General features: G+C 56.4%; 12 protein-coding genes. 4 read left to right on the forward strand and 8 right to left on the reverse strand.

Annotation, left to right across the window (positions count from 1 at the left end; translation table 11 throughout):
• The first annotated feature begins 1 nt into the window (after window position 1).
• Complete coding sequence (locus ACFOWX_RS11625; protein WP_381424273.1) at window positions 2–1,768, forward strand: hypothetical protein; 1,767 nt, start codon at window positions 2–4, stop codon at window positions 1,766–1,768.
• Here ACFOWX_RS11625 and ACFOWX_RS11630 read toward each other — a convergent pair.
• The 6 genes from ACFOWX_RS11630 to ACFOWX_RS11655 are packed head-to-tail and all read right to left on the reverse strand — an operon-like array spanning window position 1,765 to window position 7,796.
• Window positions 1,765–2,526 (reverse strand): SDR family oxidoreductase, encoded by a 762-nt coding sequence (locus tag ACFOWX_RS11630; RefSeq protein ID WP_381424275.1) that lies wholly within the window; start codon window positions 2,524–2,526, stop codon window positions 1,765–1,767. The two genes, ACFOWX_RS11625 and ACFOWX_RS11630, sit on opposite strands and share 4 nt — an antisense overlap.
• Entirely contained in the window at window positions 2,523–2,891 is a 369-nt protein-coding gene (locus ACFOWX_RS11635) for a dihydroneopterin aldolase (RefSeq protein WP_381424277.1), read from the reverse strand. The genes ACFOWX_RS11630 and ACFOWX_RS11635 overlap by 4 nt, the downstream gene beginning before the upstream one ends.
• A gap of 10 nt (window positions 2,892–2,901) precedes the next feature.
• Window positions 2,902–3,792, reverse strand: a complete 891-nt coding sequence (locus ACFOWX_RS11640; RefSeq protein ID WP_381424279.1) for a class I SAM-dependent methyltransferase — start codon at window positions 3,790–3,792, stop codon at window positions 2,902–2,904.
• Window positions 3,789–5,192: a threonine synthase gene (gene thrC, locus ACFOWX_RS11645; RefSeq protein ID WP_381424281.1), complete on the reverse strand. Its 1,404-nt coding sequence runs from the start codon at window positions 5,190–5,192 to the stop codon at window positions 3,789–3,791. The genes ACFOWX_RS11640 and thrC overlap by 4 nt, the downstream gene beginning before the upstream one ends.
• Window positions 5,193–5,250: 58 nt before the next feature.
• Window positions 5,251–6,837: a GMC family oxidoreductase gene (locus ACFOWX_RS11650; protein ID WP_381424283.1), complete on the reverse strand. Its 1,587-nt coding sequence runs from the start codon at window positions 6,835–6,837 to the stop codon at window positions 5,251–5,253.
• A gap of 56 nt (window positions 6,838–6,893) precedes the next feature.
• Window positions 6,894–7,796, reverse strand: a complete 903-nt coding sequence (locus ACFOWX_RS11655) for a sterol desaturase family protein (protein WP_381424285.1) — start codon at window positions 7,794–7,796, stop codon at window positions 6,894–6,896.
• A gap of 150 nt (window positions 7,797–7,946) precedes the next feature.
• On the opposite strand from ACFOWX_RS11655, the gene ACFOWX_RS11660 reads away from it, so the two are divergent.
• Window positions 7,947–9,599: a pentapeptide repeat-containing protein gene (locus ACFOWX_RS11660; protein ID WP_381424287.1), complete on the forward strand. Its 1,653-nt coding sequence runs from the start codon at window positions 7,947–7,949 to the stop codon at window positions 9,597–9,599.
• Between the two features lie 160 nt (window positions 9,600–9,759).
• On the opposite strand, the gene ACFOWX_RS11665 is transcribed toward ACFOWX_RS11660, so the two are convergent.
• Complete coding sequence (locus ACFOWX_RS11665) at window positions 9,760–10,737, reverse strand: ankyrin repeat domain-containing protein (RefSeq protein WP_381424289.1); 978 nt, start codon at window positions 10,735–10,737, stop codon at window positions 9,760–9,762.
• Between the two features lie 73 nt (window positions 10,738–10,810).
• On the reverse strand, window positions 10,811–11,755 hold the full coding sequence (locus ACFOWX_RS11670; RefSeq protein WP_381424291.1) for an Mbeg1-like protein: 945 nt from the start codon (window positions 11,753–11,755) through the stop codon (window positions 10,811–10,813).
• Window positions 11,756–12,001: 246 nt separating this feature from the next.
• Between ACFOWX_RS11670 and ACFOWX_RS11675 the strand changes: the two genes are divergently transcribed.
• Both ACFOWX_RS11675 and ACFOWX_RS11680 read left to right on the forward strand, forming a co-directional pair.
• Window positions 12,002–12,460, forward strand: coding sequence for a hypothetical protein (locus ACFOWX_RS11675; protein ID WP_381424294.1), 459 nt, complete (start codon window positions 12,002–12,004; stop codon window positions 12,458–12,460).
• Window positions 12,457–13,311 carry a DUF1521 domain-containing protein gene (locus ACFOWX_RS11680; RefSeq protein ID WP_381424296.1) on the forward strand — a complete coding sequence of 285 codons (855 nt, stop codon included), beginning with the start codon at window positions 12,457–12,459 and terminating at the stop codon, window positions 13,309–13,311. Before ACFOWX_RS11675 ends, ACFOWX_RS11680 begins: the two co-directional genes overlap by 4 nt.
• The last annotated feature ends 1 nt before the right edge of the window (window position 13,312 follow it).

Below are 13,312 nucleotides of genomic sequence, written 5' to 3' on the forward strand. Positions count from 1 at the left end.
CATGTTCGAAAACAGGTCCGACAAATTGCCATGGATGCCGGTGGCGGCGCTGTGGCTGGCGATATCGGCGATCATGATTATTACCGGATGGGACAATATCGTCACCCGCAGCGGATGGGATCCCGATGATCAACTGCGCATGGTGCAGCTGCGCGATTTTCTGGCCGGGCAAAGCTGGTTTGATATCACCCAATATCGGATGAATGGCGATGCCGGTGCGCCGATGCATTGGTCGCGGCTGATTGAATTGCCGCTTGCGCTTATCGTCATCCTGCTATCACCGCTGATCGGGCAAGCGGGCGCGGAAATGGTTGCGGGCACTGCGGTCCCGCTGCTGGGCCTTGGCCTTGTTGCTTGGATGATTGGACGCAATACAACGCAGCTTGCCTCGCGGGAGGCGGGCATTGTCGCTGTGCTGGTAACGTTATTGTCGCCTGCATTGTTGATGCAATTTCGGCCGATGCGGATCGATCATCATGGTTGGCAGATTGTCATGGCGACGCTGGCGCTGTGGACAATATTTTGGCCCAATAAAAAGCGCGGCGGCATTGTCCTTGGCATCGCGCTCGCCATCTGGTTGCATATATCGTTGGAAGGCGCACCGCTGACCGCCGCATTCTTTCTGCTGCTGGGTTGGCGCTGGATATTTGAAAAGGCGCATGGCCAACGGTTGATCTGGACGATTAGCAGCTTTGCTGGGGCGTCCTTTCTGCTGTTTTTTGGGACGCAAAATTCTCCGCTAGGTGCGCCCGCTTTTTGCGACACAGTTTCCCCTCCGCATATCGCCGCAATCGCTTTGGCAGCGGCGATTATGCTTCCCGCGATCATGGCCACGCCAAAGGATTGGCGCATCCGTTTGGGCGCAGCCGCGCTTGCAGGAGCCGCGGCATTGGGCACGTTGCTGCTGCTCGCGCCGCAATGTTCGGCGGGCGCTTTTGGCAATCTCGATCCGCTGGTGCGCGATTATTGGTATGTCCATGTCAACGAAGGCCTGCCAGTGTGGCATCAAAATTTCGGCGCGGCCTCTGCCTTGCTCGCGGCCCCGATTTGCGCCTTGATCACGATGATGTTCCTCCTGCGCGAAGCGGCCGGTGCAACCCGCAAACAGCTTCGCGTTGCTGCATTTTTCATGCTCTATTCGGCGCTGCTGTCCCTATTGGTATTTCGCACGGTTTCGGTCGCGTCCGCCTTTGCGGTTCCGGCGGTGGCCGTCTTTATCGTGACGCTATTCCACAATTACCGCCGCAGCAAAGAACCTGTCCGCCGCGTTGCAATGGTCGCTGTTATGCTCAGCCTGCTCGTGCCCGGCGCAATTGCCGGACAACTGAGCGCGCTCGCCGTGCCAAAGGCGAAAGCGAAAGGGGAGCAACAAGGCGAAGCTACCGCGCAGCAATGCGAATCCGCCGCATCGGTTGCGGCATTGAGTGCTTTGCCGAACGCCCGTATCCTTGCCCCGTTTGACATGGGGCCGATGATCCTGCTGACCACGCCGCATGAAGTGCTTGCCAGCAGCCATCACCGTAACGAGGGCGCGATGCACGACCAGATTGAGATATTCCTGTCGCAGCCAGCCAAAGCAAAAGCGGTGATTGACCGCCGTAAAATTACCCATATTGCCCTATGCCCGGGCGAGGCCGAACTGGACAATTACAAACACAAAAATCCGGGCGGCCTATGGAGCCAAATGGACGCAGGCAAGGCGCCTTTATGGTTGGAGCCGATGAAACCAGTAGGCGGCGGCATCCAAGTCTGGCGCGTCAAAAATTAAAGATACATAAAATCGCGCTCGAAGCTTTTGAGATGCGCGCCGCCATCGACATATAAAATCTGCCCAGTCACATGCCCGGCATGGGCCAGATAGTGAACCGCATCGGCCACGCCCGCAGGGTCAGGAAGCGCGCCGAGCGGCATCATCCCGGCCAGCCGGCTTTCCAACGCGGCGTCATAATCGGGCGTGGATATAACCAGCCCCGGGGCCACGCCATTGACCCGCGCCCGCCCGCCAAAGGCAGCCGCCATCGACCGCACTGACGCGGCGAGCGCCTGTTTGGACAAAGTATAGCTGATCTGATCGCCATGCGGATTTACGATGCGCTGATCCAATATATGCACGATCGCAGGCCGGGCGCTCTCACCTGCCGCCGCGACCAAGGCGCGGGAGAGCAGAAGCGGCGAAAATAGGTTGAGCCGGAATTGCGATTCAAGGCTGCTCACGTCCATATCCTGCCACCCATCCTGCCCAAATATCGCGGCATTATTGACCAGAAGATCGGGCGTGCGTCCGAATTCATGGGCGACTTGATCGAGCAACATGGGCGCTGCGGCGGGTTCGGACAGGTCCGCGACAAAGGCTTTCCACCGGGTATCGGTTTCGGTCAACACATCCAGCAATAACGGCTTCACGTCACATTCCTGATGCGTTGACAGCGCCAGATCATAGCCCTCCCGCGCCAGTTTCATCGCGATATACGCGCCGACGCGGCGCATCCCGCCGGTGATGAGGGCGAGCGGGCGCGGCGCCGTCATTTGCGGGCCCGAACCATGGTGATGCCGATATTTTCGCCATCCTCGGCAATGGCCAGCTTCACGATTTTGATGGTGATCCGCAGCACCCGGTCATCCTGCGCGAATAATTTATCCATGATATGATCCGCCACCGCTTCGATCAGGGTGAAGTGCACACCTTCGGGCAGCTTGGTTGCGGCATCCTTCAAATCCATGTAATTTTTCGATGCGGATAAAGGCGTGCCGGGCGCATAATGATCGGCCATCGACAGATCGACGCTCATCGAAATACGCAGCGGCTGCGGCAGATGGGTTTCCTGGCTGTAAATGCCGGTCAGGACATTGACGACAAGGTCATGCACTTCAAGGGTGAGGCTATCGGTCATAATTTCTTTCTCAATCCTGCGACCAGCGCGCAAATATGGCGGTGGGCAGCAACAGGCCGCGTGTCTGTTCGCGCACCGCAAGCTCGCCAAATTCCACCCTGCCCGGCAAGTCGCCAAAATGCGATTTCAGCAAAGCTCCAAGCGCCATCGCCGACATTCGCACGGCATATACGGTTAGGAAAAGGCAGCGGGAATTGGCATCAATCAACCGGCGGCAATCGGCGATCAGCGGCGGCAAATCTTCCTCCAGCCGCCAAATTTCGCCATCAGGGCCGCGGCCATATTTGGGCGGGTCGAGCAATATCGCGTCATAACGCCGTTCCCGCCGAACCTCCCGCGCGGCAAATTTGGCGGCATCGTCGATGATCCAGCGCACCGGGCGGTCCGTCATGCCCGACATTTCTGCATTGACCCGCGCCTGTGCCACCGATTTTTTCGATGCATCAACATGGACCATTTTGGCTCCCACCGCCGACAGAGCGAGCGTGCCAACGCCGGTATAGCCAAATAAATTCATCGCATCGGGTTCAGCAAGTCCGGTCAGCTTTCCGCGCATCCAGCGCCAAACCGGGTCCATGTCAGGGAAAAATCCCAAATGGCGAAACGGCGTGCATTGCGCGTTGAAGGTAACTTCGTCGTTCCAGCATAGCGGCCAGCCATCGGTTGGCACGGGCCGATGATTATACCATCGCCCGCCGCCTTCATCATCGCTGCCGGGGATAAATTCGGCGTCGGCATCCCAGTCGCTGAGCGCTGGTTGCCACATGGCCTGTGGTTCGGGGCGAATGAAGCTCTTATCGCCATAGCGTTCATATTTGCGGCCCGCGCCGCTATCGATCAATGTATAATCGGTGCGCGGCTCGCTGATCAGCGTCACGAAATTGGGCGATAGGCCGTTCACAGCAATGCAGGACGCGCGGCATTGGACAGGATATAGTCGCGCACCGCCGCATATTCGCCGGGCAGGACTTCGTAGCGTTCCTCCCGCTCAAACAAATTGCCCACGCGCCCGGGCAAGGCCGGACGAATGCCCGTTGCCTGTTCCACCGCATCGCGAAATTTTGCCGGATGCGCGGTGGCGAGCGTCACTACAGGCACGTCTGCTGCGATATTGGCGGTGCGCGCACCGTGCAATCCGATCGCGGTATGCGGATCAATAATCTGCCCGCATTGTTCATAGGCCCACCGCATTGCACCTGCCGTTTCGTCGGCATCGGCGCGGGCGCTGGCAAAGAAGCTGGCCCGTTTGCGCATATCGGCGGACAATACCATCTTGCCCATTTGTTCAAACCATTTCATCCGCGCCGCCGTGGTCGACCCATCGCGGCCCTCCAGGTCGAATAGCAACCGTTCAAAATTGCTCGACACCTGAATATCCATTGACGGCGCACTGGTCGGCGTCACGCCGCTGACCGAATAATCGCCGCGTGACAAGGCGCGGTGCAGGATATCATTGACGTTGGTGGCCACAATCAACCGCTCCACCGGCAGCCCCATTTGCGCGGCAACATAGCCAGCGAACACATCACCAAAATTGCCGGTCGGCACCGAAAAGGCAACCTTACGCTCCGGCGCGCCCAATTTCAGCGCGGCGGCAAAATAATAGACAATCTGCGCCATCAAACGCGCCCAGTTGATCGAGTTCACCGCAGTCACATTCAGCACGCTATTGACATCGGGATCGTTGAACATCGTTTTGACCATCGCCTGCGCATCATCAAAACTGCCCTGAATGGCGATATTGTGGACATTGGGGGCCAGCACGGTGGTCATTTGCCGCCGCTGCACATCGCTGATCCGGTTATGCGGGTGCAGCATGAAAATTTCCACCCGCTCACGCCCGGCAACCGCATCAATCGCCGCTGATCCGGTGTCGCCCGACGTCGCCCCAACAATCGTCAGCGCCTTATCCGAACCCGACAGGAATTTTTCAAATAGCTGTCCCAAAAGCTGCAATGCGACATCCTTAAATGCCAATGTCGGCCCGTGGAACAGCTCGAGCAGCCAATGCTGACTATCCAGCTGCACCAGCGGGGTGACAGCGGCATGGCTAAACCTGCCATAGGCCGCCTCGCATAATTCCTTCAGTTCCGCCTCCGATAGCGACCCTTTGGTAAAAGGCGTCATCACCCGCACCGCAAGATCAATATAGCTCAGCCCACGCATCGACGCGATTTCCGCCTCGCTGAAACGCGGCCATGTTTCGGGGACGTATAATCCGCCGTCGCTGGCAAGCCCGGCGAGCGTTACGCCTTCGAAATCAAGATTGGAGGCATTTCCTCTGGTACTAAGATATTTCATGCGGATTCCCGTCTGCTGTCCGAAAGCCGGTTAGCGATAGGAAGCGCTTACCGCAAGATCAATGCAAATGCGCCCGGACAAAATCGGCACATCTTTCGCCGATCATAATGCTCGGCGCATTTGTGTTGCCGCTGACTAGACGGGGCATGATGCTGGCATCGGCGACATACAGCCCCGCTATCCCATTCAGCCGCAGCTGGGTATCGACCACGGCATCAGCATCGCTGCCCATCCGGCAAGTGCCGACCGGATGATAGACCGTATCGGCCCGCGAGCGGATCAGCGCATCGAGCGCATCGTCATCATCAAGCGGCGTGTTATTCACATCGACACCGCCATAATAGGCCATCGGGGCGGTTTGCATGATCCGGTGCATGACTTTGACGCCGGTGCGCAGGACCGCCATATCGCGGTCATCGTCCAAGAAATTGGGATCGATGACGGGCGCGGCGGCGGCATCGGCGGAGGCGATCCGCACCGTTCCCCGGCTTTCAGGACGCAGGACGCAGGCATGGCAGCTAAAGCCGTGCCCCCTCACCTTTTCCCGGCCATGATCCTCCAGCGGCGCGGGCACGAAATGATATTGCACATCGGGCGCCGGCACGTCGGGGGCGGATTTGATGAAGCCGCCAGCTTCGGCATAAGGCGTCGTCATAATGCCTGTGCGTTTCAGCCGGTGTTCGATCACGGCCTTTGCCATACGCAATGTGCCAGGGAGCGAATCGCCGATAAATTCACGCGACTGCGTCATAAATCGGCTGACATAATCAATATGATCTTGCAGGTCGTTGCCGACAGCGGCCTTGTCGAGAGCGACATCAATGCCATGTTCGCGCAAATGCGCGGCAGGGCCAATGCCCGACAGCATCAAAATTTGCGGCGAGTTAAACGCGCCTGCCGACAGGATGACCGCGCCGCGCGCCATAATCTGTCTGCTTTTCCCGCCCTGACGGATTTGTACGCCAGCCGCCCGCCCGCCGGTGACGATGATCTTCTCCGTCAAACTGTCGGTGAGCACGGTGAAATTGGGCCGCGATCTTGCCGGTTCCACATAGGCCCGGGCCGCCGACCAGCGTTCGCCGCCCTTTTGCGTGACTTGATACATGCCGAAACCTTCTTGCCGCGCGCCGTTAAAATCATCGGTGCGCGGATATTGGAGCCGAGCGGCGGCTTCGATAAAGGCGGCGGAGCCCGGGTTGGAATAATGTTGATCCATCACGCTGAGCGGACCATCCGCGCCGTGATAGTCATCGCCGCCGCGTTCATTGCCTTCGCTGCGTTTGAAATAGGGCAGGACATCGTCATAGGCCCAGCCATCACAGCCGAGCGCCGCCCAATTGTCATAATCCCATTTCGCCCCGCGAATATATACCATGGCGTTGATCGCGCTCGACCCGCCCAGGCCGCGCCCGCGCGGTTGATATCCGGTGCGTCCATTCATCCCTTTTTGCGGGACGGTTTCATAGCGATAGTTGGATTTGTCTGGCAAAAACGGCATGAAGCCCGGTGTTTTTATAAGGAAATTGTCATTCGTGCCGCCTGCCTCGATCAAGCAGACGCTATATTTTCCATCTTCGGAAAGCCGCCCTGCCGCCGCGCTGCCCGCACTGCCGCCGCCGATTACGATAATGTCAAACTCGTCCATGATTGTCTCCTCATACGGAAGGTTTAATCACGCGATTAAATTGAAGCAATGGGGTTTTATCCTGTAGGCGAAGATTTTTCGCTGTTCGCCCGCGCCCTAATCATTGCGCTCGTCTCGCGGCTGCCGTCATGGCTCCAACCGGGTTCGCGGATCATGTAAGACAGCTTATGCCGCCATGGTGCGGACCAGACATCACGGGCAATCGCGGTCCATTCATGAAAGGCGACCTTGACCAGATTAAACGTGCCAAGGTTAGCAACCAAACCATAGCGCGGCGGATCGGCCGGGTCTTCTGCGACAAAGCTGCCGAACATCCGGTCCCATATCATCAACACGCCAGCATAATTGGCGTCCAGATACGCGGGATTAACCGCATGATGGACCCGGTGGTGGCTGGGCGTGTTGAACAGATATTCAAACCAGCGCGGCATTTTATCAATCGCCTCAGTATGGAACCAATATTGATAGAGCAGGTTGATCGCGCCGCAAAACAGCACCATCTCCACCGGAAATCCGATCAGCAATATCGGCAAGCGAAAGATGAAGCCAAAGGCAATGAAACCGGTCCATGTTTGCCGCAATGCGGTGGACAGATTATAATGCTCGCTCGAATGATGGTTCACATGGCTGGCCCAAAACCAGCGGACGCGGTGCGCGCTGCGGTGAAACAAATAATAAGCCAGGTCATCGAGCACAAAACAAATCGGCCATGCCCACCAGACATAGCCAATATCGAACAGTGCCAAATCATGCGCAGCATAAGCAATAGCCAATATCGGACCAAGCGTCAGAAAACCAGCAACGCGGCTGCCCAAACCCATTGCAAGCGAGGTGACCGTATCGCGCAGCTCATAGCCCTTGCCGCGTTTATTCAGCAGCAATTCCGCCACTATCAGGATGATAAAAGCGGGGATGGCCCATAGGATGATGTCGGGCAAATCAGGAGCGATATCTGACATGGCCGTTACTTACATCAATGTTAATGCACTGTCGAGTCGCGATAGCCGTGTTCTGTATCATTGCTGGAAAAACAAATATTAAGCGAAATAAACCTCTGGTTTTCCGGTTTTTGTCGGCTATCCTATATTTCAATGGATAAAGGATTCTCTATGCGCTCTTCCTTCATCGCTCCGTGGATAAAGCTGCCATGCTATGGCGTTTTATTATCCGCCGGTTTATTGGCATCCCCCGTCGCCATGGGGCAGGAGCTACCCGGCACTGAGCCGGAAATAGCCGCACCCGAACCAGCGCCCGAAGCCGCAGCAGAAACGCCGCCCGCTGCCCAAGAGGTTCAAGCAGACATTCCTGCCGGTATCAATATGTCTGACATCCCTGCCAATAGCTGCCTTGCAAAAGCAGGCAATTTGGACGGCAGCGGCGCAGATTTGCCGCAAAGCATCGACGGCACGGCGTTGAAGAAAGAGTCGCAGCTGAAGAAAATTCGCAAAAAGGCGAAAGATGGCAGCTTACTGGTCATCAATGGCGGCGATTTCAAAAATTGGGACATGAGTGAAATTAAAGACCTGTCCAATGTTTGTTTTCAAAATGCTGACCTGTCGGGCAGCAACTGGTCGGGGCAGCGGTATGACGGCATGGGATTTATCAACTCCAACCTGACCGGCGCCAATCTATCGAACGCCGTTATGCAGCATGTGTTGATACGCTCGACCATAATGGAAAATAGCAATGCGAAAAATGCCGATTTCAGCTTTGGGCAATTTGATGGCGGCTGGGATGCGTCCATTGCCAATTGGGATTTAAGTCAGGCGAAGCTGCAAAGTTTCCGTTTCAGTTGCGGCAATGCCGAAAGCAATGGCTGCGCCTTTGACCGGCAGGGCGTCATCATCAATGGCGCGGATTTCAGCAATTCGACGCTGATAAATTTCGCGCTTTGGGACAGCGACTGGTCGGCCACTCGGCTCGACAATGCGATCATTACGTTGAACCAACTGCCCTATTTTGCCGGCGCAAAAATAGAAGACAGAATTTTGATCGCAGGCGCCGGACAGATTAGCAGCATCAGCGCGTCGTCGCTTACTACACTCGCCGAAATGCAGGCCAGAAACTGCGAAGACATTGCCGATAGTGCGGCGCGTTTTGCCTGCGACACAAAGGATGATGGCCTATTTGCATTAGCGCGCGATGTCACAATGCTGACCCCCACAGGCGATAGCCGCCGTGCGGCGCTCCGGGCGCTAAGCGAGCATCAGCAAGCCATTGAAACTTGTAGCGCGGACGAGGATATGGCGGCAAAGTCCGCTTGTTTGAAACAAGCCCTGACCGCGCGGCGGATGGCCTTGCTGCCTGCAGCTGTCGCACCAGCCTGGTCCGGCAGCGCGCCTTATGCGGTGTTTGTGGAAACCGCGCTTGATACCGGCAAACCGGACGGAGCGGCCGCATTGGAACAAGTCGCGCCTGTGCTGACCAGTACCAGCAGCCATATTATCTTGATGCGCCGGACAAATGATGCAGGTGCTTTTGAACTGCGCGGCGCCTACCGGGATGCAGAGGGTCAGAATATCTGCCAACTGCGCAGCGAGCGCGCGGCGTTTCGGGCAGCAAATCTCTATAAAGATGTCACCGACAAACGGCGTTCTGGGGCGTTGATTGCCTTTAGTTTTAATGACCGGATGATGATGGATATATCGGGCTATACCGCCATAGGCACCGGCGAAAGCTGCCCCGCTGCACCCGGCCAAAGCCTTGCCTATATCCCGATGGGAGCCGCTGACTTTGACCGGCTGTGGAATAGCCTGAATTAGGGGCAATTGAGGTTCCAGAAACGGTGCCAAAAACGGTTATAGTCCAAAACAAAATACCGTCGCCCTCGCGAAGGCGGGGGTCCCTCACCTGAGGCCCACCTTTGAACTGAACTTGTAGTTTAAACGCATCGATTAAAGCCAGAGGGCTACAGATCATCCTTTATTGCGCGGATTTTCCGAAACGCGTGATAATATCCTGCTTTGCATTGGGGTGAATGGTCAGCCCGGATTTTTCCAATTCCGGTGTCGGCCATTTGCCCGATAGTATCAATTTGCGCACCTCTGGCGGCGGCGGCGGCGGCCATGGCAGGCCGGATGCCTTGGCTTTCTCGAGCAGCTTTGCCTTCGCCTCCCGTTGCGCTTTACCCGCATCCAGAACCGACGGCTTGGTCAGCTGCCACGCCGGCAATGCCCCGGCCCCGCCAATTTGCCATAGCGCCGCGCCATGTTCATGCAGCAGAAGCGCGATTTCGTAATTTTCCATGGACAGTGCATCATGAATGGGCGTGAAACCAAAAGCGTCGCTGGCATTCACGTCCGCGCCATGCCGCAATAAGGTCATCACCCCGCCTTTCGCGTCAAAAGCAAACAGCTCCTTCATGATGTTTTTGCCGTCCAATTTGGCGGCATCGCTACTCGCACCCGCTTGGAGCAGAATTTCCGCCATCACCGGGCTATCGGCCAATAAGGCAAGGGTGAGTGCCTCCCCTTTTTGCACGCCGTTCGGCTCTGCCCCTTTGCTGAGCAGCAAGCCGAGCATATCGGCGTTGCAACTGGCAACCGCAAAGGTTAGCAAATCGCCATATTGGCCCGTCGGCGGCGCGTCCATATCAGGGTCATATAGCACCTGCGTCCCCAATAATTTGGGATCATCGTCAATTAACCCTGCGGCCTTTTCCAAATCGCCTGCGAATATGGCTTCGGCCAGTATTTTGCCCGATTGCCCGCTGCTTAAATGCGCTGACACGCTTTGCATCGACGGGCGAATAACCGCAGGGCGGGCGGAAAAGCATAAATTATCCTGAGCCAAGTCACATCCTCCGAGCAGCAGAGACGCCATCGCCCCCAAAAGAGCCGCTTTTACCCGGCGTCCCTGCGCCATCCGCAGCAGAGTGTGAGAATATAGGCGGCTTTGCATATGCTTATCCCATCGGTGATAACGCATGAAAGAATAGCTGGCAATCGCTTGCCTGCAACCCGCCATTACAGCTTCAAACGCTGCTGATGACCCATGCTATCCCGTGGCGCGCGGCGGGATTATCCTGATACCATTTCACGCCTTCGGGCCGCACGGCGTCAATGCCGATGCGTCTGCCATAGGCTTCGGGCGCGTCCAACACCGCCGCCCCCAACAAACCGCCCAGCACGCCGCCGATAAACCGGTCCCCCCCATCTTGGATTAGCGACAATATCTCACCGCGCACATAATAGGCATCCACTGCACCGGCTTGCTCTACGCCCGCCGCCATGCGCATTTGTTCGGCAGTTTTAATCGTTTTGGCGCTTAACCCCGATGCGTTGAAAGTGACCGCAGGGATGCCGCCCGATATAGCCGCAGCCGAAGCCAATCCACCGCCCAGCGAATGGCCAGTGAATGTCACATTGCCATTGCCATAAAGCGCGATCTTCTGACCAATTTCCAATGCTTTGCGGTAATTATCGGTGGAAAGACCAACGCTTTGCTGGAAATTTGATCGCCAATCGCTCGCGCTTTGCGAACCGCGGAACGAAACCACATATTGCGTATCGGCGCCAGTGCCAGTCACATAAACCCGCGCCTTAAATGCGCTTTGCGTCGATGATAAATCCTGCGGGTTGAGACCCAGAGCGCCTAAATCACCCGGCGTTGCCGCGCGGTATCCCGATGGCGGATTGGCCCGGTCCCGATATACATCCTGCGCCAATAATGCGAGGTCGCGCGGCTGCGGTCCAGCCGCAGGGGCGTTGGACGATTGCAGCGCGGATATGCCCGCCGTCGCCAATTTTACCGCCGCAGAGGGCAGCGCATAGGCGGCAATCTCGCGGGAAGGAATGGCCAATATCGCATCGGCAATAATATCGCGCGGCACCAGCGGCATATGCCGCAATGCTTCGGTTAAAACCCGCCCTGTTATTGACCCAGACAGGCCGGAAGCCTGCCCTACTGCCCATGTCATTGCTTCAACTCCGCCGAAAATTCTTACTTATTCTGCCAATATGACTTAAATCTGCCCCGCTGTAACTAGACATAATGTTTAGGTGTTTGGACTGCGGGGCATAGGGTCAGGCTAGGGTCAGGACCTAAACATTATGTGGAGATACAGGCTGTCATGAATCTGTTACACAAAGGCCAATAGGGGTATAAAATGTAGCAAACCGGCCGCCGCCAATTGGCAGCTGGGACAGAATGAAGGGGCGACATCGTGACCGGAATTGACGGTATAAGACGCAAAATCATTTCCAATGTCGGCGCGGCAGGAAAAGGTGCGAGCGCAAATAATGTTGCGGCACAGGAAATGTCGGGGATTGCAGGCCGTATTGGCGCTGCTCTGTCAGACGCATTTAACCTTGTCGATGGGGACGGCAATGGCGGCTTTGGCGACAGTACGGACCCCTATGAAATTGAAACCATATGCGATGACTTGCAAAAAACATATCCGGGCAGCGCCGCCGATCGCGGGCGGCTGACCCGTAGTTTGCATGATTTTGCCATTGAAGGAGCGGCGCTATTTGCGGCCCGGCCCGAAGCGCGGGCCTTAAGCCACATTCAAAAAGCGATTGAGGCCGCCGAAAAAGCGCCCGATGTGGGCGATGCGTCGCTGCGCACTATCGCTGATGCCGTTGACCGCGCAACCAGCTTAATTCGGAGGCAAGTGGTATGATGACCATCACTCCATCATTGCACCCCGGATTGCCTGCAATGAACGCGGGCGGTTTAGCAGGTGATTTTCAACCAGTTCAAAAACTCGGTTCCAGCCGCAATGAAATTGGCTTTACCCAAACGTCCCCCGGACTGCTGGAGGCGCGGCTGGAGCGGGATTATCAATTGACGCTCGATCAAATGGGCGCATCGGTTAAACTGGAAAATCAAAAGCTGGGCACGGCCATTACCATTTTTGCGCAAGATGCGGCCATCATGCCAGAGAGCGGAGACAAGCTGAATTTCGTTGGAAAAACCAGTCTCGCTTTTGGCAATGACAGCAAAATAACATTGATCACGGACTATAAGCCGGGGCAAACCGATCCGGTCAAAATCAGCGACATCATCATATCGTCGGAACATAAAGGCAGCGTCATTTCAGGGCTTGGCAAACCCGGCGTGCCATTGACAATCGACAGCGGCAAATCGGGTTATCACTTGGATGAAATCCATAAAGATGGCTTGCTGTTGGTCGAAAAACGCGATGGCGACTATAAGCATGAAAATGGCGCAGTTCTGGATCAGAAATTGCTTGATAAAACGATGGAAGGCGGGCGGTTTGGGCCGCAAACCGATAAGCAAAGCGGGCAGGAATTTTTGCAAAAAATCGTCGCCATCATGGTCCGCAATTTATCCATCATGTCGGTATCAATGGCTTATTCGAGGATAAATGACCTGCAACGGGATGATACAGCGCGCGATGCGAATAAATCGGCTGACCGGTCTTCCGAAGAACGTAAGGCCAGCGAACGGCGGCTGCTATTATTGCAGGAGCAAACTATATCGCCGGAAATAGCCGGTATAGCCGATTAGG

The sequence above is a fragment of the Sphingorhabdus arenilitoris genome (genome assembly GCF_042651485.1).
GTDB lineage: Bacteria > Pseudomonadota > Alphaproteobacteria > Sphingomonadales > Sphingomonadaceae > Sphingorhabdus_B > Sphingorhabdus_B arenilitoris.

Coding starts and splice junctions, on each gene's coding strand:
- ACFOWX_RS11625 (WP_381424273.1), top strand. CDS start 2: ATGTTCGAAAACAGGTCCGACAAATTGCCATGGATGCCGGTGGCGGCG.
- ACFOWX_RS11630 (WP_381424275.1), bottom strand. CDS start 2,526: ATGACGGCGCCGCGCCCGCTCGCCCTCATCACCGGCGGGATGCGCCGC.
- ACFOWX_RS11635 (WP_381424277.1), bottom strand. CDS start 2,891: ATGACCGATAGCCTCACCCTTGAAGTGCATGACCTTGTCGTCAATGTC.
- thrC (WP_381424281.1), bottom strand. CDS start 5,192: ATGAAATATCTTAGTACCAGAGGAAATGCCTCCAATCTTGATTTCGAA.
- ACFOWX_RS11650 (WP_381424283.1), bottom strand. CDS start 6,837: ATGGACGAGTTTGACATTATCGTAATCGGCGGCGGCAGTGCGGGCAGC.
- ACFOWX_RS11655 (WP_381424285.1), bottom strand. CDS start 7,796: ATGTCAGATATCGCTCCTGATTTGCCCGACATCATCCTATGGGCCATC.
- ACFOWX_RS11660 (WP_381424287.1), top strand. CDS start 7,947: ATGCGCTCTTCCTTCATCGCTCCGTGGATAAAGCTGCCATGCTATGGC.
- ACFOWX_RS11665 (WP_381424289.1), bottom strand. CDS start 10,737: ATGCAAAGCCGCCTATATTCTCACACTCTGCTGCGGATGGCGCAGGGA.
- ACFOWX_RS11670 (WP_381424291.1), bottom strand. CDS start 11,755: ATGACATGGGCAGTAGGGCAGGCTTCCGGCCTGTCTGGGTCAATAACA.
- ACFOWX_RS11680 (WP_381424296.1), top strand. CDS start 12,457: ATGATGACCATCACTCCATCATTGCACCCCGGATTGCCTGCAATGAAC.